Raw genomic sequence first — 18,416 nt, 5'->3', positions numbered from 1 at the left:
AGACAAAGCTACAGGACTGATTAGCAAATTGCTGTTGGATCCTTTGCATATATCCATTGTACTCTGAGAAATCACACAATAACGAAACAAATTCCGAAAGGAATGTGTTATTCAAAAAAATTTGTGTTTTATAAAAACTTTAAAAGAAACTTACTTGGAAAAATATATTTTACGAGGACTGATGAGTTGTGCAAAATAAAATCTGGTTCAGAATGAATCTCATTCTGAACCAGATTTTTATTATTGACTTTAGTCAGTTTCGTTAAGCGTAGCGTACGAAACAAAAAGCGTAATCGCGTGGACGAAATAGCTTTAGCGATAAAAAACTCCTTGTATATTTAAGATACTCAATTAATCAGCTATTTCGTTTAAACTAGCTGTTATTTTGTCTATAATTGAGCTAGACGCTGTGGACTAGTATAACTTCTACCAGATTCCTTTGGAATACTGTTGTCGAAAGGCTCTGGCCACAGCTCTTTGTCACATTGTTAATAAGTTTGCTAGTGCATGATCTCTGTTCTTGATGCTTAATTCATCACAAGGTTACATAGGTAAAGAGTAAGTGGAGCACAGCGAAAATTTTATCTGTCAGGAGTGGTCCTTATGTTGTACGTTGGAATAGATATTGCCAAGCACAAACATGACTTAGCGATCATTGATACTGAAGGAACGATTTTTATCCGTCATCTTCAGATTGAAAATAATCGTGAAGGCTTTACGAAGCTTCAAATGACGCTTGCCAATTTGCAGAAAACAACCGACGAAGAGATTCAAATTGCCTTAGAAGATATCGGTCATTATTGCTTTAATATCTTACGCTTCCTTCGGACGCAAAGGGTACCCAACTTATAGCTATAATCCATACTTAATTAAAGAATTTGCAAAAAAATCAAAGCTTACGAAAAAACAAAACCGATAAAAAAGACGCCATGACGATCGCTCGTAAATTACGAGCAGATCTTGATAAACAATCATTTAGTGCGAACCCCTCAATGATTGAGCTGAAATATTTAACCAGACACACAGCTAGATTAAGAGAGGACTGTACTCGAAAAAAGTGAACTACACACGCATTTTAGATATTCTCTTTCCAGAATTAGCACCTTCTATGGGGTCTTCTTCTGCGAAGTACCAATCCTATGTGTACGCAGTCTTAAAAGAATACCCCTCTGCTAGAAAATTAGGAAATGCACACTTAAATAAGTTGACCAATCTCACAAAAAGTCACCTTGGAAAAGAACCGGCCGTCAAGCTCAAAGCACTCGCGCAATCCTCTATTGGTCAAGAGTCACCAGCGTTAGAATTTGAATTTCTTCAAACTATTGATGCCATTCAGTACCTTACAACTATGAGAGACAAAGCCGAGAAGGAAGTTGCTCGATTAATGAGTGAAATCGATTCACCTATTTTAACGATTCCTGGCATTGGTTTTAAATTAGGAGTATCATTCTCGCCGAAATTTGAGATGTTAATAATTTCCGATCGCCGAATCAATTGCTTGTCTATGCAGGCGCAGAACCTTCCATCTCTACGTCTGGAATGAATCAGACTGAAACTGGTCGAATGGTCAAACGAGGTTCCTCTCAACTTCGCTGGGCATTGCATGAAGCTTTGCGGACTCATGTCTATTTCCAGAAAAACTAGCAGAAGGAAAACACTACAATGTCGCAATCAGTCACGTTGTTCGAAAACTGGTACGAATCATTTATCAACTACTGAAAGATAATAAGCCTTATGAGGAGCAGAAAATGATTGTTAACTGATCTTTTCAAAAATCCCCTTTGCCTAAGGGTTCTTTGTCATGCCTTCAAATAATGTCAAAACTACGTTATTCAAACTTTTCATTTTGTGCTTGACTTAATATAGTTTGTCTTTCGATATACTAATAGTGGCTACCAACCACATATCAGATCGAAAGGAGTTTTTTTATGTCTAATGAGGATAAAAGTTTAGCACATACAAGATGGAATTGTAAGGTTCACATAATCTTCACCCCGAAGTATCGACTAAAAGTGATTTTATAGAAAGTTAAGAGTAAGTATTGGTCAGATATTAAGAAAATTGTGTGAGATGAAAGATGGTGAAATCATTGAAGCTCATGCCATGCCTGCCAATATTCAACTGTTAGTAAGAATATCGCCAAAGATTAGTATTTCATGTTTTATGGGCTACTTAAAAGAACGAAATGCAACCTTAATCCATGAAAAACATGCGAATTTGAAATATAAATATGGAATAAAAGCTTTTGGTCCAAAGGATATTACGTGAGTACGGTTGGGTTAAATCAAAAACAATTGAAAAATATATTCGAGAACAAGAAGCAGATGATCGAATAAGAGATAGTATAAGTAAACAAGAGTATGTAGATCCATTTAAATAGTTAAAGAGAGAGGGCTTTTTACTACCTCACATTGATTAATTGTTTAATCAAAAGGATTTCAATTCTCATGTTGTCAAATGATTTAAATCCATAGGATACTCGTTTCATTATCTTTATATGGGGATTCTTCGTTTCTATTTTTCCATTGGAGTAGGGTTAGAACATTGCATAGGGATAAGTCTCCTTTAGATAGCGGCCTCAAGTGATATCTGAAAATTACTCAATTGAATCTAATTTTAAAACGATAAAAAAGAGAAGGCTTATTATCGTTTGATCAAAGTATTCAATTGCTTTAAGTTTAGATTTTTAAATTTACTATTAAGAATAATAAACATAATTTTGGATTCACATAACAGAAATCTTTTTGTTTTTATTTTTTTCGACAAATAAAATAGACTCATAAGAGCTTAATTAGTTATATGATACAAACATAAAACGTAAGACAAACTATATTAAGTCAAGCACAAAATGAAAAGTTTGAATAACGTAGTTTTGACATTATTTGAAGGCATGACAAAGAACCCTTAGGCAAAGGGGATTTTTGAAAAGATCAGTTAACAATCATTTTCTGCTCCTCATAAGGCTTATTATCTTTCAGTAGTTGATAAATGATTCGTACCAGTTTTCGAACAACATGACTGATTGCGACATTGTAGTGTTTTCCTTCTGCTAGTTTTTCTGGAAATAGACACGCATAGACGGAGACCAAATAGACATGAGTCTGGCGGCTTCATGCAATGCCCAGCGAAGTTGAGAGGAACCTCGTTTGACCATTCGACCAGTTTCAGTCTGATTCATTCCAGACGTAGAGATGGAAGGTTCTGCGCCTGCATAGGCAAGCAATTGATTCGGCGATCGGAAATTATTAATATCTCGAATTTCGGCGAGAATGACACTCCTAATTTAAAACCAATGCCAGGAATCGTTAAAATAGGTGAATCGATTTCACTCATTAATCGAGCAACTTCCTTCTCGGCTTTGTCTCTCATAGTTGTAAGGTACTGAATGGCATCAATAGTTTGAAGGAGTTCAAATTCTAACGCTGGCGACTCTTGACCAATAGAGGTTTGCGCGAGTGCTTTGAGCTTGACGGCCTGTTCTTTCCAAAGTGACCTTTTGAGTGCGTTGAAATGAGATTGGTCAACTTCGTTAAGTGTGCATTTCCTAATTTTCTAGCAGAGGGGTATTCTTTTAAGATTGCGTACACATAGGATTGGTACTTAGCGGAAGAAGAACCCAAAGAAGGTGCTAATTCTGGAAAGAGAATATCTAAAATGCGTGTGTAGTTCACTTTTTTCGAGTACAGTCCTCTCTTAATCTAGCTGTGTGTCTGGTTAAATATTTCAGCTCAATCATTGAGGGGTTCGCACTAAATGATTGTTTATCAAGATCTGCTCGTAATTTACGAGCGATCGTCATGGCGTCTTTTTTATCGGTTTTGGTTTTTCGTAAGCTTTGATTTTTGGCAAATTCTTTAATTAAGTATGGATTATAGCTATAAGTTGGGTACCCTTGCGTCCGAAGGAAGCATAAGATATTAAAGCAATAATGACCGGTATCTTCTAAGGCGATTTGAATCTCTTCGCCGGTTGTTTTCTGCAAATTGGCAAGCGTCATTTGAAGCTTCGTAAAGCCTTCACGATTATTTTCAATCTGAAGATGACGGATAAAAACCGTTCCTTCAGTATCAATGATCGCTAAGTCATGTTTGTGCTTGGCAATATCTATTCCAACGTACAACATAAGGACCACTCCGCAAGATAAAATTTACGCTATGCTCCACTTACTCTTTGCCTATGTAACCTTGTGATCAATCAAGCGTCACGAACAGATGTCATGCGCTAACAAACTTATTAACAATGTGACAAAGAGCTGTGGCCAGAGCCTTTTTCGACAACAGTATTCCAAAGGAATCTGGTGGAGGTTATACTAGTCCATAGCGTCTAGCTCAATTATAGACAAAATAACAGCTAGTTAAAACGGAATAGCTGATTAATTGAGTATCTTAAATATACAAGGAGTTTTTTATCACTAAAGCTATTTCGTCCACGCATAGAAACGTGCGTTTTTTTTTGTTTCGTTAGCGTAGCGTACAGAAACTGACTAAAAGTCAATAACAAAAAATCTGAGCTAGAATGTGGTTCATTCTGACCCAGATTTGATTTTGCACAACTCATCAGTCCATATTGACAAACAGTCTAAATTTTCAGTTGTATCTCTCTATCAGCACTAAATGTCGAAGAGCTGAAATTTACTTGCTAATATTATTGATGGACATCAACAATGGAATTAAAAGGAACCTTCTACAGAAAAAATTTTGTAGAAGGTTCGATAGAAAGCTAACGTTTTATGATTGGATGAGTATTTTTTGTAATTATACGTAATATATAAAAGGGTTCTCAAAAGAAAGATACAAGTTAGCCTTTATTCTATAATATTATATCTATTGTAATTGTCAATTTTATTCATCTTTGTTGGTCGTTATTTACAAAGAAAACTATATTGTTTCATTTTATATGATGCAAAGTCTACATGGATGAATAGAGGACGAATCGACTAGTTTTTTTAGTTATATTCTCTATTAATTGTTAAGCAAATTATGTCTTTTAATAAAATTGGTTTTAGTATACGGATAATTACTTATTAATTGAAGAATTGTGTAAATATAATATATTTTCATAGATTATCTACCAAAACCCTTGATTTTACGCCATATTTAGGGACTTAGAGCATTGGAATTACTACTAATTTACTACTACGGATTGAGCTTTGATACGAGGGTAAGTCCCAGTTATGCGGAGATATGGTATAGCACATCAGTATTGATAAACTAAAAATTGAATATCGCAAGTAGATTATGGAACGCCGATATTGACGTTCCTTTTCTATTTCCAGCCGTTCAGAAATGAACGGCTTTTTTCTATATCCAAACGAAAGGAGAATTTTAAAAGCTATGAAAAAGATATTGAAGCGATTAGCCACAGGCTTCCTTGCCTTTGCGACTATCGTTACCGCTTTGCCGACAACGGCAGTCCACGCTTCCGAGAAGCAATATTGGACAGAAAGTGCGGAGCGTGTCGGTATCGTTGAAAAAGTAATGAATGACGGTTCTATTGGTTCGACATTCAACGAGGGACACATGACCGTTGAGGGTGAGGACGCTTTCTGCGTGGACATCAACACCAACTTCAAGAACGGCTACAAGACCAGAGCCGACGCAAGCACACGCATGAGCTACGACCAGATTTCAGATGTTGCACTCTCAATCGAGTATGTTAATCAGTATGTGCAGAGCCACAGCGGATTGAGCACTCAGCATATCTACCTTTTGAAACAGTGCGTCGTATGGCAGAGATTGAGCGTTCATCTGGGCTGGCAATGCGATAACGTCAGAGCTTCCTATGATGAAATCCCTAAAGCTATACAGGACGAGGTGTACGCTGGGGCAAAGCCTTTGCCAGCGAGAACAAGAGACGCTATGAATGTGGCGGTTATATCTACTCTGGTGAGGGACAGGACGTTGGACAGTTCTGGGCGAAACTTGCCGTAGGAAATGCCACCCTTAAAGACTTCCAGTAATGCCAGCATTTCCGACGGAAACGGGCTTTACTCTATCGCTGGTGCGACTTATGATGTCTATTCTGATAAGGACTGTACGAAACAGCTTGCCACCCTTACGACTGATAACAGCGGAAATACTGATACCGTGGAAGTAAAGGCTGGCACAGTCTACATCAAAGAGCTTTCTGCTCCTGCTGGCTATAAGGTGGACAGCACTGTGTATTCCTTAAACGTGGAAGCTGGCAAGACAGCGACACTCAATGTATCCGATACGCCAAAGGTCACAGACACCTTGATTGAGCTTTTCAAGATTGATATGGAAACACAGAAAGACGATCCACAGGGCAACGCTTCCCTAGAGGGTGCGGAGTTCACATGGAAATTCTATGCGGGACACTATACCGCCGACAATCTTCCTAGCGAGCCTACAAAGACATGGGTGACAAAGACAATCGCTGAAAAGGACAGCGACGGCACTATCCATTACGTTTCCCGCCTTTCTGATGAATACAAGGTATCTGGGGACAGCTTCTATACTCAGGACGGAAAGAACGTACTTCCTTTAGGAACGCTGACCGTTGAGGAAACGAAAGCACCCCTAACGGCTATCTTCTTGACGGTGCGTATATGCAGGCAAACGGTAGCGAGGAACAGATTAAGGGAATGTACCTTACACAGATTACCGAGGACGGCGACATTGCCGTACTTTCTGGAAGCAATCAGTACCATGTATCAGACAAGGTTATCCGTGGCGGTGTGAAAATCCAGAAAAGAGATTTAGAAACCAGCGATACCAAAGGTCAAGGAAGTGCGACCTTGAAAGACACTGAATTTGAAATCATTTCCCTTAATGACAATGCCGTACTTGTCGAGGGGAAACTTTTACAACAAGAATGAAGTGGTAAAGACAATCCTTACCGATATTGAGGGCGTGGCTTCTACTTCTGCTGACCTTTTACCTTATGGAAAATACCGTATCGAGGAAAGCAAAGCACCAGAGGGCTATTTGACGGACGGTGCAGAACCGATTGAATTTGAAATCACAGAGGACGGAAAAATCGTTGACCTTACAGGTACGGACACGTCAATCTACAATCAAGTGAAGCGTGGCGACCTTGAGGGTGTCAAGATTGGAGCTGGCACACACCAGCGTCTTGTGGGAGTTCCGTTTAGGATCACAAGCAAGACCACAGGTGAGAGCCATATTATCGTGACTGACGACAATGGGCAGTTCTCCACTTCTTCTGACTGGGCTTCCCACAAGCATAACACCAATGCAGGAAAGACCAGTGAGGACGGTATCTGGTTTGGAACGAGTGAGCCAGACGACAGCAAAGGTGCTTTGATTTACGATACCTATATCATTGAGGAATTACGTTGTGACAGCAACAAAGGCTTTGAGCTTATCCCGCCGTTTGAAATCGTGGTGTCCAGAAACAATGTGACCGTTGACTTAGGGACACTGACTGATGAATACGAGAAAGAAATCTCTATCCATACCACAGCCACAGGCAAGGACGGTGAAAAGTCTATCGTGGCTGGCAAAAGAGGTAACAATCATTGATACGGTTACGCTTGACGGTCTGGAAAAAGGTATAAAATATCAGCTCAAAGGCTGGCAGATGTTAAAAGAGGAAAATGCAGAGCTTCTTATCGACGGTCAGCGTGTAGAGAACAGCTATACCTTTACTGCTGATGATGAAGAAATGAAAGTGGAAATTCCCTATACATTCAATGCGTCTGATTTAGGTGGCAAGAACCTTGTTACCTTTGAGGAACTTTACGACCTTTCCAATGAGGACGAGCCTGTAAAGGTGGCTGAACACAAGGACATTGACGACGAGGGACAGACGGTGCTTATCACAGAGCGTATCATCTCTATCCATACCACAGCGACCAGCGAGGACGGAAAAGAAAAGAGATTGAAGCTGGAAAAGATGTGACAATCATTGATACTGTTACCCTTGACGGCTTGGAAATCGGCACTAAGTATCAGCTCAAAGGCTGGCAGATGATTAAGAACGAAAACGCAGAGCTTATCATCAACGGAGAGCGTGTCGAGAATGACTATACCTTTACCGCCGACAGTGAAAGCATGGAAGTACAGATTGCCTTTACATTCGACGCTTCCGAGCTTGGCGGGAAAGAGCTTGTGACCTTTGAGGAATTATACGATTTGAGCAATCCAGATGAACCGACAAAGGTTACAGAGCATAAGGATATTGAGGACGACGGGCAGACGGTGACAATCACAGAAGTACCAGAAACGCCGGAAGAACCAACAGGGCCGGAACAGCCGACCACACCAGATACACCGACAAAAACAAGCGACGCTCCAAAGACAGGCGATAATACAAACATTGCCTTATTCTTAGGGCTTCTTGTTCTCTCAGGTGCAGGCGTGGCAGGAACATACTTCATCAAGCGTCGTAAACGCTCATAGGATAATCTTTCTATGATGATGAAGAAATCACGCTCCCCCGCCGACACATGGAAACGGCGGAGCTTCCCTTTATTCTGGCTTGTCTGCCACCCACCTGTAAGCACACGGACAGTCAAAGGTGCTTTTAAGCATTTACCTGCCCTTGACGGTCTGGGGCTTACGGGTATCACACCACCAGCCAGAATAAAAGCATTGATAATCAACAGATTTTATAGAAATGAGGTATGAACACATGAAATTGAAATATATCGTGCCTAACATGGCACAGACTTTTGGTAACTTAGAATTTGCAGGAGAAAATGACGTGGAGCAACAGCGTGTCAATGGTCGCTTTGTCCCCGTGACGAGAAGCTATAACCTGTATTCCGACATTCAGAGAGCCGACGACATTATCGTGGTGCTTCCCGCAAAGGCTGGGAAAAGCGTTTCAAGTATGAGCAAAAAGTAAAGCTCGTCAATCCAAAGATTACCGCCGAGGGAAAGAACGTGCGAGGTCGTGGCTACACCAACTATATTTTAAACGCTGATGATATGCTTCCAGCCGAGGAAAGCAAGTAAAGGGGGATAACAGATTATGAGATTAGCGAATGGAATTGTATTAGATAAGGAAAAGACTTTCGGAGTATTGAAGTTCTCCGCATTAAGACATGAGGTGCGCGTGGAGAATGAGGACGGGACAACCAGTGAGGAAATCAAACGCAGAACCTATGATTTGAAATGCAGTCAGCAGGAACGCACGATACAGGTATCTATCCCAGCGGAAATCCTTGTAAAGGACTACCCGTACAATGCCGAGGTGGAGCTTATCAATCCTGTTGCCGATACCGTGGCAAACGCCAACTACCGAGGGGCAGACGTGGAATGGTACATCAAGGCAGACGACATTGTGCTGAAAAATAAAGGCGGTCAGCCCGCAGGCAATCCACAGAACCACGCTCCACAGGGACAGCAGAAAAAATAGCATTTTCATTGACAAGCCTCATATGAAAGTGTGATATTAAATCATGAGTAGTAAGTAATAACTGATAAGAAATAAGGAGGAATTAAAAATGAAAGATTTATCAATTACACAAGAATATATGGTTTGTACGGTAAATGGGAAAGGTATTTTACCAAGCTCTAATCAAAAAGCAGTTGCATGTTTGATTGCAAGTGGGTTACTGGATATGCAATTAGCAAAATGTATTTCTTTAAATGATAAGAAAGTCAGTGTCTGTGATGAATTACCAGAACATTTGGCGTATTTAAAATCGCTATATGATGTGGTAAATCAAGATAAACCTGTGAAAGTTGAAAAAGTCGTAGAAAATTATACGATTGCTTTTACAAACAAAAATTGTATGACTTTGAAAATGCTATAATAGATAGTTTAAAGGAAGCAGATGTTTTAGAACCTGCTAAAAAGTGGTTTTCTAGGGAATAAAGATACCTACGTTCCTAGAAAAGAAATTATTACAGGGATTATTGAAAAAATTCGTGCAGAATTATTGGAAAACGGAGAAATATCAGAAGATGTTATTGCATTAACTGCACTCATGGATAAAGCAGGGAACTTGAAAGATTACTTTTCAAAATTTGAACAGAAAGAATTAAGAAATAAAATAGAAACAATCAAAAAGAGCGACGCAGGAACTCTTGTGAAAGAAATGGTTCAACATATTGAGGATTTAGATATAGCCGCTATCATACCTGTAATGTTCTCTGTCTAAAGGAGTTGGTTGATATGTCAAGGCAAAGAAGTATGGAAGTAATAAAAAATTCAGAGTATGTAACTATCGGTGAATTAGTAAGGCTCACAGATGTAAGATACAGTGCATTAAAGTTCTATACGGAAGAAGGTATGCTCCTTTGAGCAAGCGGAAGAAAATCTGACAAGACGTTATAAACGTGTGGAAAGTATGGAACGAATTTCCTACATCAAAGAATTGCGTGAGCAAAAGAAAACTATTCCAGAAATTAAAGCCATATTAAAAATTGATTAAAGTAGTTACAAAAGCGGTTAGTCTATACGATTGACCGCTTATTCCATATCCAGAAAGGGGTGTTTATGAACATTTTGAAATATAAGGGAAAGCGTATCAGAGCCAGCGACAAGAACCTTGTGTACCGCTTCTGCGTAGGTACGCTCCTATTTCTGTTCGTGGCGGTTCTCCTGCTACTGAACATGGGACAGCTCATGCGTACCGATTGGGAGCATTTCAGTTTACTTGATAATGGCGTGACGCTTTCCACATACAACTTCATAACCATAGGGATAGCGACTGGTGTTTGTGCATTGGTCGCTTTTCTTTATTACCGCTTCTTCCATGACAATTTTAAGAAGCTATTACACCGTCAAAAGCTCTCCCGCATGATACTGGACAATAAGTGGTATGAAGCCCAGACCGTACAGGACAGCGGTTTTTTCACTGACCTGCAGAGCAGACCAAGGGAAAAATCGTCTGGTTTCCTAAAATCTATTATCAAATGGACACGGGACTGCTCCATATCCGCTGTGAAATCTCTTTGGGAAAGTATCAAGACCAGCTCCTTAGACTGGAAGATAAGCTGGAAAGCGGGCTTTACTGCGAGCTGACCGACAAGACGCTCCATGACGGCTATATCGAGTACATCCTGCTCTATGACATGATAGCGAACCGTATTACGATTGACGAGGTAAAGGCTGAAAACGGGGGCTTGCGTCTGATGAAGAACCTAACATGGGAATACGACGCACTCCCTCACGCCCTTATCTGTGGCGGGACTGGTGGTGGAAAGACCTATTTCCTGCTGACAATCATTGAAGCCCTCTTGCAGACCAACGCCCAGCTTTTCATCTTAGACCCTAAGAACGCTGACCTTGCGGACTTGGGTACGGTCATGGATAACATGTACCACACCAAAGAAGATATGATAGAGTGTGTCAATGCGTTCTATGAGGGCATGGTACAGCGAAGCGAGGAAATGAAGCACCACCCAGACTACAAGACGGGCGAGAACTATGCCTATCTGGGCTTACCGCCCTGCTTCCTTATCTTTGACGAGTATGTGGCGTTCTTGGAAATGCTGGGGACAAAGGAAAGCATGAGCCTTTTAAGCCAGCTAAAGAAAATCGTCATGCTTGGCAGACAGGCGGGCTATTTCCTCATTGTCGCCTGCCAGCGTCCCGACGCAAAGTATTTCAGCGACGGTATCAGAGATAACTTCAACTTCCGTGTAGGCTTGGGACGTATCAGCGAGCTTGGCTACGGTATGCTTTTTCGGAAGCGACGTAAAGAAACAGTTTTTCCAGAAGCGTATCAAAGGACGTGGCTATTGTGACGTGGGTACGAGCGTCATATCGGAGTTTTACACTCCCCCTTGGACCAAAGGGTCATGATTTTTTACAGACTATTGGCTCTCTTGCACTGGCAAGGCAAGCCGTATCAGATGAACGAAAGGAGAATTGAAAAATATATGGGACTTTTAGAAATGGGGTACAGCGACCCTACCGCAGATTTGCACGTTGAGGGTGTCTGCGTAGACTTTGACCGCTTCCTTGCGGATTTGGAAAGTGTCGCTGGCACGACTGACGATAAATGTGAGGAATTTCCGACAGAAGCCTATCATGCACATATGGAAGATATTCTGACAGAAGCGGGACTTGGGAGATTGAAACTTCCGTTGCTCTTTTCCGTGGTGCTGGACGAATGGCTTTCCATTCATGGCTTCAACTTTTACCGTTTTACGTTTCTTGTGGTGGATAAGGATTTTTTCAGACAGATATACCATGAATATGGGATTGACAAGGATATCGTCAGAAAATGCCTTTCTGCTGATACCGACGTTATCGTAGTTTATACGGGCGTAACAAGGGTTGACTGAACCACTGACGGCTTACACGGTCAGCGAAGCGACCCAGACCGTGTAAGCCGTCCTGTGGAGCAGGGCTTGCCCTGCTCTACGAAAGAAGCCCCTCGGTATCTAACAGAGGGGCACAATTCCGCTGGAAACTACGGTCAAAAAGTCTGGAAATCCCGCTAGGCATAAGGGTTTTCCCTCACTCATGGCTGACTGTGACAATCGGCGGAAAATATCACAGATTTTCTATAAATACACGATTGGGGGTATGCAGGCTGAATGAAAGCACCTTTATCACCGCCTTGAAAGAGAAAACGCCTATCTTACGGCGTGTCCCAGACAAGGCTTGCAATCATGGCTGGTATCAGCCGTGAACACCTGAACCGTATCGAAGCGGGAAAGGTCAAGCTCACGGACGATATGCAGGACAAGCTCATGGAAGCGGTCGAGAAATTCAATCCCGACGCTCCCATGTTCCTGCTGTTCGACTATGTGCGTATCCGTTTTCCCACGCTGGATATACAGCACGTTATCAGAGATATATTGAAGCTCAATGTTGACTATATGCTCCATGAGGACTACGGACATTACAAGTACACAGAACATTACTATCTGCAAGTAATTATGAAGCTATGTTCCGTAATCTTATCAAGAAATACAACAAGAAGAACAAAAGACCAGCTTCCAAAAGTCACGCCACACGTTATGCGTCATACATTCTGCACAAGGCTGGCTAATGCGGGAATGAACCCAAAAGCATTACAGTATGTAATGGGACATTCTAATATCACAATCACTTTGAACCTTTATGCTCACGCTTCACTGAAAACAGTAAAATCTGAAATACAGCGATTTGTAGCATAGTAGTAAAAGCATAAAGTTACTACACTTTTACTACTTTTCAAGCAGGTTTGAAGCGGAAATATGCGGAATTAAGGCGAATATCTACCGATTGAAAAGTAAAAAAGTCCGTAAATACGGGATATTCCAGCATTTGCGGACTTATGGATAGATAATCAAAAAAGATTAAAGGAAATATTCTATTAATTTGTATTTTTTCTAGAAGATTTTTTTTCTTTTGTTAAGTGGAACCACCTATTGATTTATTATAGTGATATCTTTACTATCTTAATTTTTACTTTGACAAATCATAATAACTTTGACATCGTTGAAAAAGTAAAAAATGTATTCTTATAGAAGTATTAAAGGGGGGATTTCTAACTTTGACTCAAAATAAGTTTTTATAAATCCTAGATTGGGTGGGTTTATGAGAGTTAAACCAACAATTTTTAAAAAGAAATTCTTACTTTTCAAAAAAGGATTAATAAAAATAAAAAACTATGAAAAAATGATAGTCGACGTTGTATTATTTTGTTCGTCACTGCTTGCAGTTTTCTACTATGGACTTATGTCACATTTCTGCTACTTTTGATAGGTAGATTAACCTATTTAAATCGTATGTTTTTAAGCTGATCTTTATCAAGCTTTCTAAATTTAGAGGGACAATATCCCATTGTTTTAGAAAATGTTCTAGAAAATAAAAATTCATCCTTGTATCCAACTTTTTGAGCTATTTCTTTAATTGTATTATCGGAATCAATTAATAAATCCACAGCGACTCTAATTCTATGATTAGTTATTATTTTCTTGGGGCTGGTATTAAATTTAGATATACATATTTTATATAACTGGCTGTAACTTATGTTAAAATATTGAGCTATTTTTCAGGAGAAATATCATTCATATAATGGTTATTAATATAGTCAATGATATTAACTTGAGTTGGAGTATTTGTTATTAAAGAAGGACTTAAAAAAAATTTTTTGATGTGATATAAAAACTTATAAATATTCGCGCTATTATTCCTTAATTCTTTTACAGTTTCCGGTTCATCAATTAGTTCTCTATTTTCCATACTATTTCAAATAGTATGTTTTTTTATCTTTTTATTCATATCTTCAGTTAAACGAGCTGTATGATTATTTTATTAAAGTTGTTTCTTTCAAAAATGCAGACGTCTTATCACCTTGGATTCCTAACCAAATCAGTGTCCAAGGTTCTTTTTTATCTGTATAATATTTTACTTTTTTCACCTTGAAAAAAAAGAAAATATCATGTTCTTTTAGTTCAAAATATTGACCGTCTACTTCTAAGAATCCTTTGCCACATAAAATATAATGAAATATCCATTTTTGTTGAACAATATAATTACGAATAGAAGAGTTAGGATGATAAGATTCGTATCCGCATTGGGAAAGGAGAAATGGGGGCAGAAAATAATCTATTATGATACCAAAAGTCCTCCATCATATATCTCCTTTATGTAATGAGTTATGAAGAAAAAAACATGTTATAAGTATAAATTATCATGTTCAAATAGTCAAAAAAATATATAATATAAATCAGATAGCGCTTTCTAAATATTGCTTTTCGAAGGAGTTTATATAATGAGTAGGAAAACAATGGATATAAAATTCAGGATAAAATTTTACCTATAGCTACTAAGATTGGTAATCAAAGATTTTTAGTCGCATTAAGAGATTCATTTTATAGGAACAATGCCTGTAGTAATGACAGGTTCAATTGCATTGTTAATTAATGCATTTCTGGTTGATATTCCTGATCAATTTAATTTTCAAGAGATTACGTCTTTTTCAATGGTGGGTAGATATTAATAACTTAGTTTTTAAAGGTAGTATTTCGATAGTAGCTTTGTTATTTATTTACTGTTTAGGAGTAAATATCGCCAAAATATACAAAACAGATACCTTGTCTTCAGGATTAGTCGCATTATCTTCATTTGTTATTTCTATAGGTAATTCTATGACTTCAACTTACAATCTGGAGAACAATAATATTGACTTATCAGCTTTGTTTACAGGTGTTGAAGGAATAAAAGTAACGGGAAGTAGTTTGAATGTGACTATAACAGGATTGCTACCTGGTACTCAAATTAATTCAAATGGTTATTTTACAGCTATAATCATAGGTTTTTTGTCTTCAATTATTTTTTGTAAATTAATGAATAAAAATTGGACAATAAAACTACCTGACACAGTCCCTCCAGCTATTGCTAAACCATTTTTATCAATAATTCCAGCTCTAGTTTCATTGTATATTGTAGCTGTTTTTACATTTTTTTCAATAAAAATTACTGATTCGTTAATTATAGATTGGATATACAAAGTTTTACAAACACCTATGTTAGATATCCGTGTTTATTTGAGTGGTATTAGTAGCAGTTTTAACACAATTTTTCTGGTTTTTCGGAATTCATGGTGGAAATGTAATGGCCCCTATTATGGAAGGTGTTTTTGGAGTAGCTTTATTAGCTAATTTAGAAGCTTATCAAAACCATGAAACTATTCCATATGTTTGGACAAGTGTATCATATGGTTCATTTGTTTGGTACGCAACTCTAGGTTTATTAATTGCAATTTTTTTGATATCAAAAAATAGTCATTACAAAGAAGTTGCAAAACTTGGCTTTATGCCTGTTTTGTTTAATATTGGTGAACCTGTAATGTATGGATTGCCTACTGTATTAAATCCTATTTTATTTATTCCGTTTTTATTATGTCCTGCTGTAATGTCTAGTGTGGCATATTTAGCAACGGATTTAGGTTGGGTTTCTCCAGTGACACAAAATGTAACTTGGGTAATGCCGCCTATCCTATATGGATTCTTTTCTACAGGATTTGATTGGAGATCAATTATTTTATCAATTATCAATTTAATTTTAGCCACGTTAATTTATTTGCCGTTTGTAAGAATGGCTAATAAGAAGTTTCTATAATTTTTAAATAAATTGTAGATTATATGGAATAGAAGCATGGTAAGAATTATTTTTGTATATTAAGGAAGTAGAATAGGTGCAAACATTTGAAAAAAAGAAGAATTTTTGTAGATGGAAAACCAACTAAATTGATCAGTGGTGCGATCCATTATTTTCGCATAACGTCGGCGCAATGGGGAAGATAGCTTATACAATTTAAAAGCACTGGGGGCGAATACCGTAGAGACTTATATTCCTTGGAATCTACATGAACCAGTGGAAGGGGTCTATGACTTTTGAGGGAATGAAAAACATCGTCGCTTTTGTGTCATTGGCACAAGAACTTGGTTTGATGGTCATTTTGCGGCCCTCTGTCTATATTTGTGCAGAATGGGAATTCGGCGGACTACCAGCTTGGCTACTGAAAGAGAACGTGCGATTGCGCTCAACTGATCCACGATTTATGTCAAAAGTCCGTACTTACTTCAGTGTGCTTTTACCAAAATTAGTTCCTTTGCAAGTGACACATGGTGGACCAGTCATCATGATGCAAGTCGAAAATGAATACGGTTCTTATGGCATGGAAAAAGAGTACTTACGGCAAACGAAACGGTTGATGGAAGAATTCGGCATCGATGTCCCGCTATTTACTTCAGATGGTGCCTGGGAAGAAGTACTGGATGCTGGTACACTGATTGAAGAGGATGTTTTCATAACAGGAAATTTCGGTAGCCATTCCAAAGAGAACGCAGTGATGAAGGCATTTATGGAAAAACACGGCAAAAAGTGGCCGGTTATGTGCATGGAATATTGGGATGGTTGGTTCAATCGTTGGGGAGAACCGATTATTAAGCGTGATGGTCAAGATTTAGCTAATGAAGCTAAGGATATGCTAGGTTTAGGTTCATTAAATCTTTATATGTTCCATGGAGGCACCAATTTTGGTTTTTATAATGGTTGTTCTGCTTCATGTGTGTTGGATTTGCCACAAGTGACTAGTTATGACTACGATGCGTTATTGAATGAAGCTGGCGAGCCGACTGAGAAATATTTCCTTGTGCAGAAAGCCATTAAAGAAGTATGTCCTGAAGTATGGCAAGCCGAGCCCCGTAGGAAAACGTTTGGTTCTATAGGAACAGTCCCTGTGCAAGACAGTGTCTCACTGTTTGCGATAAAAGACCAAATGATGACAGCACAAGAAACGACGTATCCATTAACGATGGAAGAAGCAGGACCTGGTTATGGGTATATGCTTTATTCAGTAAAACTAAAAATTATCATCACGAAAAACAAGCTCAAGGTGGTGGAAGCCAGTGATCGAGTACATCTTTATGCAGATGGCCTCCTGCAGACGATTCAATACCAGGAGACTCTTGGGGATGAGGTGATGATCAAGGGGCGCCAGAGAAAGGATTAATTGAAATAGATGTTTTAGTGGAGAACTTGGGAAGGGTAAACTATGGCTTTTAAATTGAATGGGCATACACAGGTGAAAGGTATTCGAGGGGGACATGCAAGACATCCATTTTCATCAAGGCTATCGGCAATATGCATTGACTTTGTCAGCAGAACAATTGCAAAGAATCGATTATACTGCTGGTAAAAATCCGGTTCAGCTTTATAAAGCTGAATTCACGTTAACTGATCTCGTAGATACATTTATTGATTGTCGGGCCTATGGCAAAGGGGTGGTTATCGTTAACGGTATCAATTTAGGCCGTTACTGGCAAAGAGGACCGATTCGTTCTTTGTATTGTCCGAAAGAGTTTTTGAAGAAAGGCACTAACGAGGTCGTAATCTTTTTGAAACTGAGGGGATAGAAATCAAAGACCTCGTCTTCTGTGAGCAATCTCTAGTTACGAAAATTTCAAATTAGTTATAAAAGTGCAAAAAACTGAGAGGATTTTTACATCGACCTCAAAGATTTGTGATGTAATTTTCATACCTATCTTCAACTCCAAAGAGAAATCTCAGAAATATCATTGTAAATACGTCTTTGGATTATCATAAAGAAAAAGAACATTTATCAATGACTTAAATTTAAAAAGTATGTGAGCGATGAAAGATCGACTTGGAAACATTTTTGAGATTTGTGAAGACTTGTTTGGGTTTCACCTGATATGTGGTTCGAGGCATACAGGAAGTTAGAAAATAGATAGGCTTGCTCATTACATCGATCAACATGATGAAAATGACTAGAATAAGTACTTGATTTCTCAAAAATGAATAGAAAAATAAGGAGCACTCAAAAATCACTTGATTTTTTCGAGTGCTTTTTATTATTGACTTTAGTCAGTTTCGTACGCTACGCGAACGAAACAAAAAAAACGCGCGTTTCTACGCGTGGACGAAATAGCTTTAGCGATAAAAAACTCCTTGTATATTTAAGATACTCAATTAATCAGCTATTCCGTTTTAACTAGCTGTTATTTTGTCTA

General features: G+C 38.7%; 11 protein-coding genes and 10 pseudogenes. 17 read left to right on the top strand and 4 right to left on the bottom strand.

Annotation, left to right across the window (positions count from 1 at the left end):
• Window positions 1-603 precede the first annotated feature (603 nt).
• The 5 genes and pseudogenes from IGI96_RS17830 (at window position 604) to tnpA (ending at window position 2,380) form a co-directional block, all read left to right on the top strand.
• Window positions 604-852, top strand: coding sequence for an IS110 family transposase (locus IGI96_RS17830; protein ID WP_438785430.1), 249 nt, complete (start codon window positions 604-606; stop codon window positions 850-852).
• Window positions 853-929: 77 nt separating this feature from the next.
• Window positions 930-1,061: a hypothetical protein gene (locus IGI96_RS17825; RefSeq protein WP_438785470.1), complete on the top strand. Its 132-nt coding sequence runs from the start codon at window positions 930-932 to the stop codon at window positions 1,059-1,061.
• Window positions 1,058-1,543 carry a hypothetical protein gene (locus IGI96_RS17820; RefSeq protein ID WP_438785429.1) on the top strand — a complete coding sequence of 162 codons (486 nt, stop codon included), beginning with the start codon at window positions 1,058-1,060 and terminating at the stop codon, window positions 1,541-1,543. Before IGI96_RS17825 ends, IGI96_RS17820 begins: the two co-directional genes overlap by 4 nt.
• Window positions 1,495-1,644 carry a transposase gene (locus IGI96_RS17815; RefSeq protein ID WP_438785428.1) on the top strand — a complete coding sequence of 50 codons (150 nt, stop codon included), beginning with the start codon at window positions 1,495-1,497 and terminating at the stop codon, window positions 1,642-1,644. Before IGI96_RS17820 ends, IGI96_RS17815 begins: the two co-directional genes overlap by 49 nt.
• A 284-nt stretch (window positions 1,645-1,928) precedes the next feature.
• Window positions 1,929-2,380 (top strand): annotated as a pseudogene (gene tnpA, locus IGI96_RS17810) (IS200/IS605 family transposase).
• A 21-nt stretch (window positions 2,381-2,401) separates the two neighbouring features.
• Here tnpA and IGI96_RS17805 read toward each other — a convergent pair.
• Window positions 2,402-2,536, bottom strand: a pseudogene (locus tag IGI96_RS17805) (transposase); the annotation flags it as partial.
• A gap of 394 nt (window positions 2,537-2,930) precedes the next feature.
• Window positions 2,931-4,123: pseudogene (locus IGI96_RS17800) on the bottom strand (IS110 family transposase).
• Window positions 4,124-5,333: 1,210 nt separating this feature from the next.
• Between IGI96_RS17800 and IGI96_RS17795 the strand changes: the two are divergent.
• The 10 genes and pseudogenes from IGI96_RS17795 to IGI96_RS17750 form a co-directional block, all read left to right on the top strand.
• Window positions 5,334-8,384: pseudogene (locus tag IGI96_RS17795) on the top strand (SrtB-anchored collagen-binding adhesin).
• 232 nt (window positions 8,385-8,616) lie between these two features.
• Window positions 8,617-8,942 (top strand): annotated as a pseudogene (locus IGI96_RS17790) (YdcP family protein).
• Between the two features lie 16 nt (window positions 8,943-8,958).
• A complete protein-coding gene (locus IGI96_RS17785) occupies window positions 8,959-9,345 on the top strand; it encodes a YdcP family protein (RefSeq protein WP_438785427.1) in 387 nt (128 codons plus the stop codon).
• 88 nt (window positions 9,346-9,433) lie between these two features.
• Window positions 9,434-9,745 (top strand): hypothetical protein, encoded by a 312-nt coding sequence (locus IGI96_RS17780; protein WP_438785426.1) that lies wholly within the window; start codon window positions 9,434-9,436, stop codon window positions 9,743-9,745.
• Window positions 9,746-9,778: 33 nt separating this feature from the next.
• Window positions 9,779-10,093 (top strand): GPP34 family phosphoprotein, encoded by a 315-nt coding sequence (locus tag IGI96_RS17775; protein WP_438785469.1) that lies wholly within the window; start codon window positions 9,779-9,781, stop codon window positions 10,091-10,093.
• Window positions 10,094-10,210: 117 nt separating this feature from the next.
• Entirely contained in the window at window positions 10,211-10,366 is a 156-nt protein-coding gene (locus IGI96_RS17770) for a MerR family transcriptional regulator (RefSeq protein ID WP_438785468.1), read from the top strand.
• 74 nt (window positions 10,367-10,440) lie between these two features.
• A pseudogene (locus tag IGI96_RS17765) lies at window positions 10,441-11,812 on the top strand (FtsK/SpoIIIE domain-containing protein).
• Window positions 11,739-12,227 (top strand): hypothetical protein, encoded by a 489-nt coding sequence (locus tag IGI96_RS17760; protein ID WP_438785479.1) that lies wholly within the window; start codon window positions 11,739-11,741, stop codon window positions 12,225-12,227. Before IGI96_RS17765 ends, IGI96_RS17760 begins: the two are co-directional and overlap by 74 nt.
• Window positions 12,228-12,463: 236 nt before the next feature.
• Window positions 12,464-12,842 (top strand): annotated as a pseudogene (locus IGI96_RS17755) (helix-turn-helix domain-containing protein); the annotation flags it as partial.
• Window positions 12,818-13,067, top strand: a pseudogene (locus IGI96_RS17750) (tyrosine-type recombinase/integrase); the annotation flags it as partial. The pseudogenes IGI96_RS17755 and IGI96_RS17750, both read left to right, overlap by 25 nt.
• Before the next feature lie 581 nt (window positions 13,068-13,648).
• Here IGI96_RS17750 and IGI96_RS17745 read toward each other — a convergent pair.
• Both IGI96_RS17745 and IGI96_RS17740 read right to left on the bottom strand, forming a co-directional pair.
• A complete protein-coding gene (locus IGI96_RS17745; protein WP_438785467.1) occupies window positions 13,649-13,924 on the bottom strand; it encodes a helix-turn-helix domain-containing protein in 276 nt (91 codons plus the stop codon).
• 258 nt (window positions 13,925-14,182) lie between these two features.
• Window positions 14,183-14,407 carry an AraC family ligand binding domain-containing protein gene (locus tag IGI96_RS17740; protein WP_438785466.1) on the bottom strand — a complete coding sequence of 75 codons (225 nt, stop codon included), beginning with the start codon at window positions 14,405-14,407 and terminating at the stop codon, window positions 14,183-14,185.
• Window positions 14,408-14,676: 269 nt separating this feature from the next.
• On the opposite strand from IGI96_RS17740, the pseudogene IGI96_RS17735 reads away from it, so the two are divergent.
• Window positions 14,677-15,999, top strand: a pseudogene (locus IGI96_RS17735) (PTS sugar transporter subunit IIC).
• 76 nt (window positions 16,000-16,075) lie between these two features.
• A pseudogene (locus IGI96_RS17730) lies at window positions 16,076-17,854 on the top strand (glycoside hydrolase family 35 protein).
• Window positions 17,855-18,416: the final 562 nt, after the last annotated feature.

This window comes from Enterococcus sp. DIV0421 (genome assembly GCF_051713745.1).
Lineage (GTDB): Bacteria > Bacillota > Bacilli > Lactobacillales > Enterococcaceae > Enterococcus_D > Enterococcus_D casseliflavus.
Note: the sequence above shows the minus strand (reverse complement) of the source record. Positions and strands in the feature narration are given on the sequence as shown.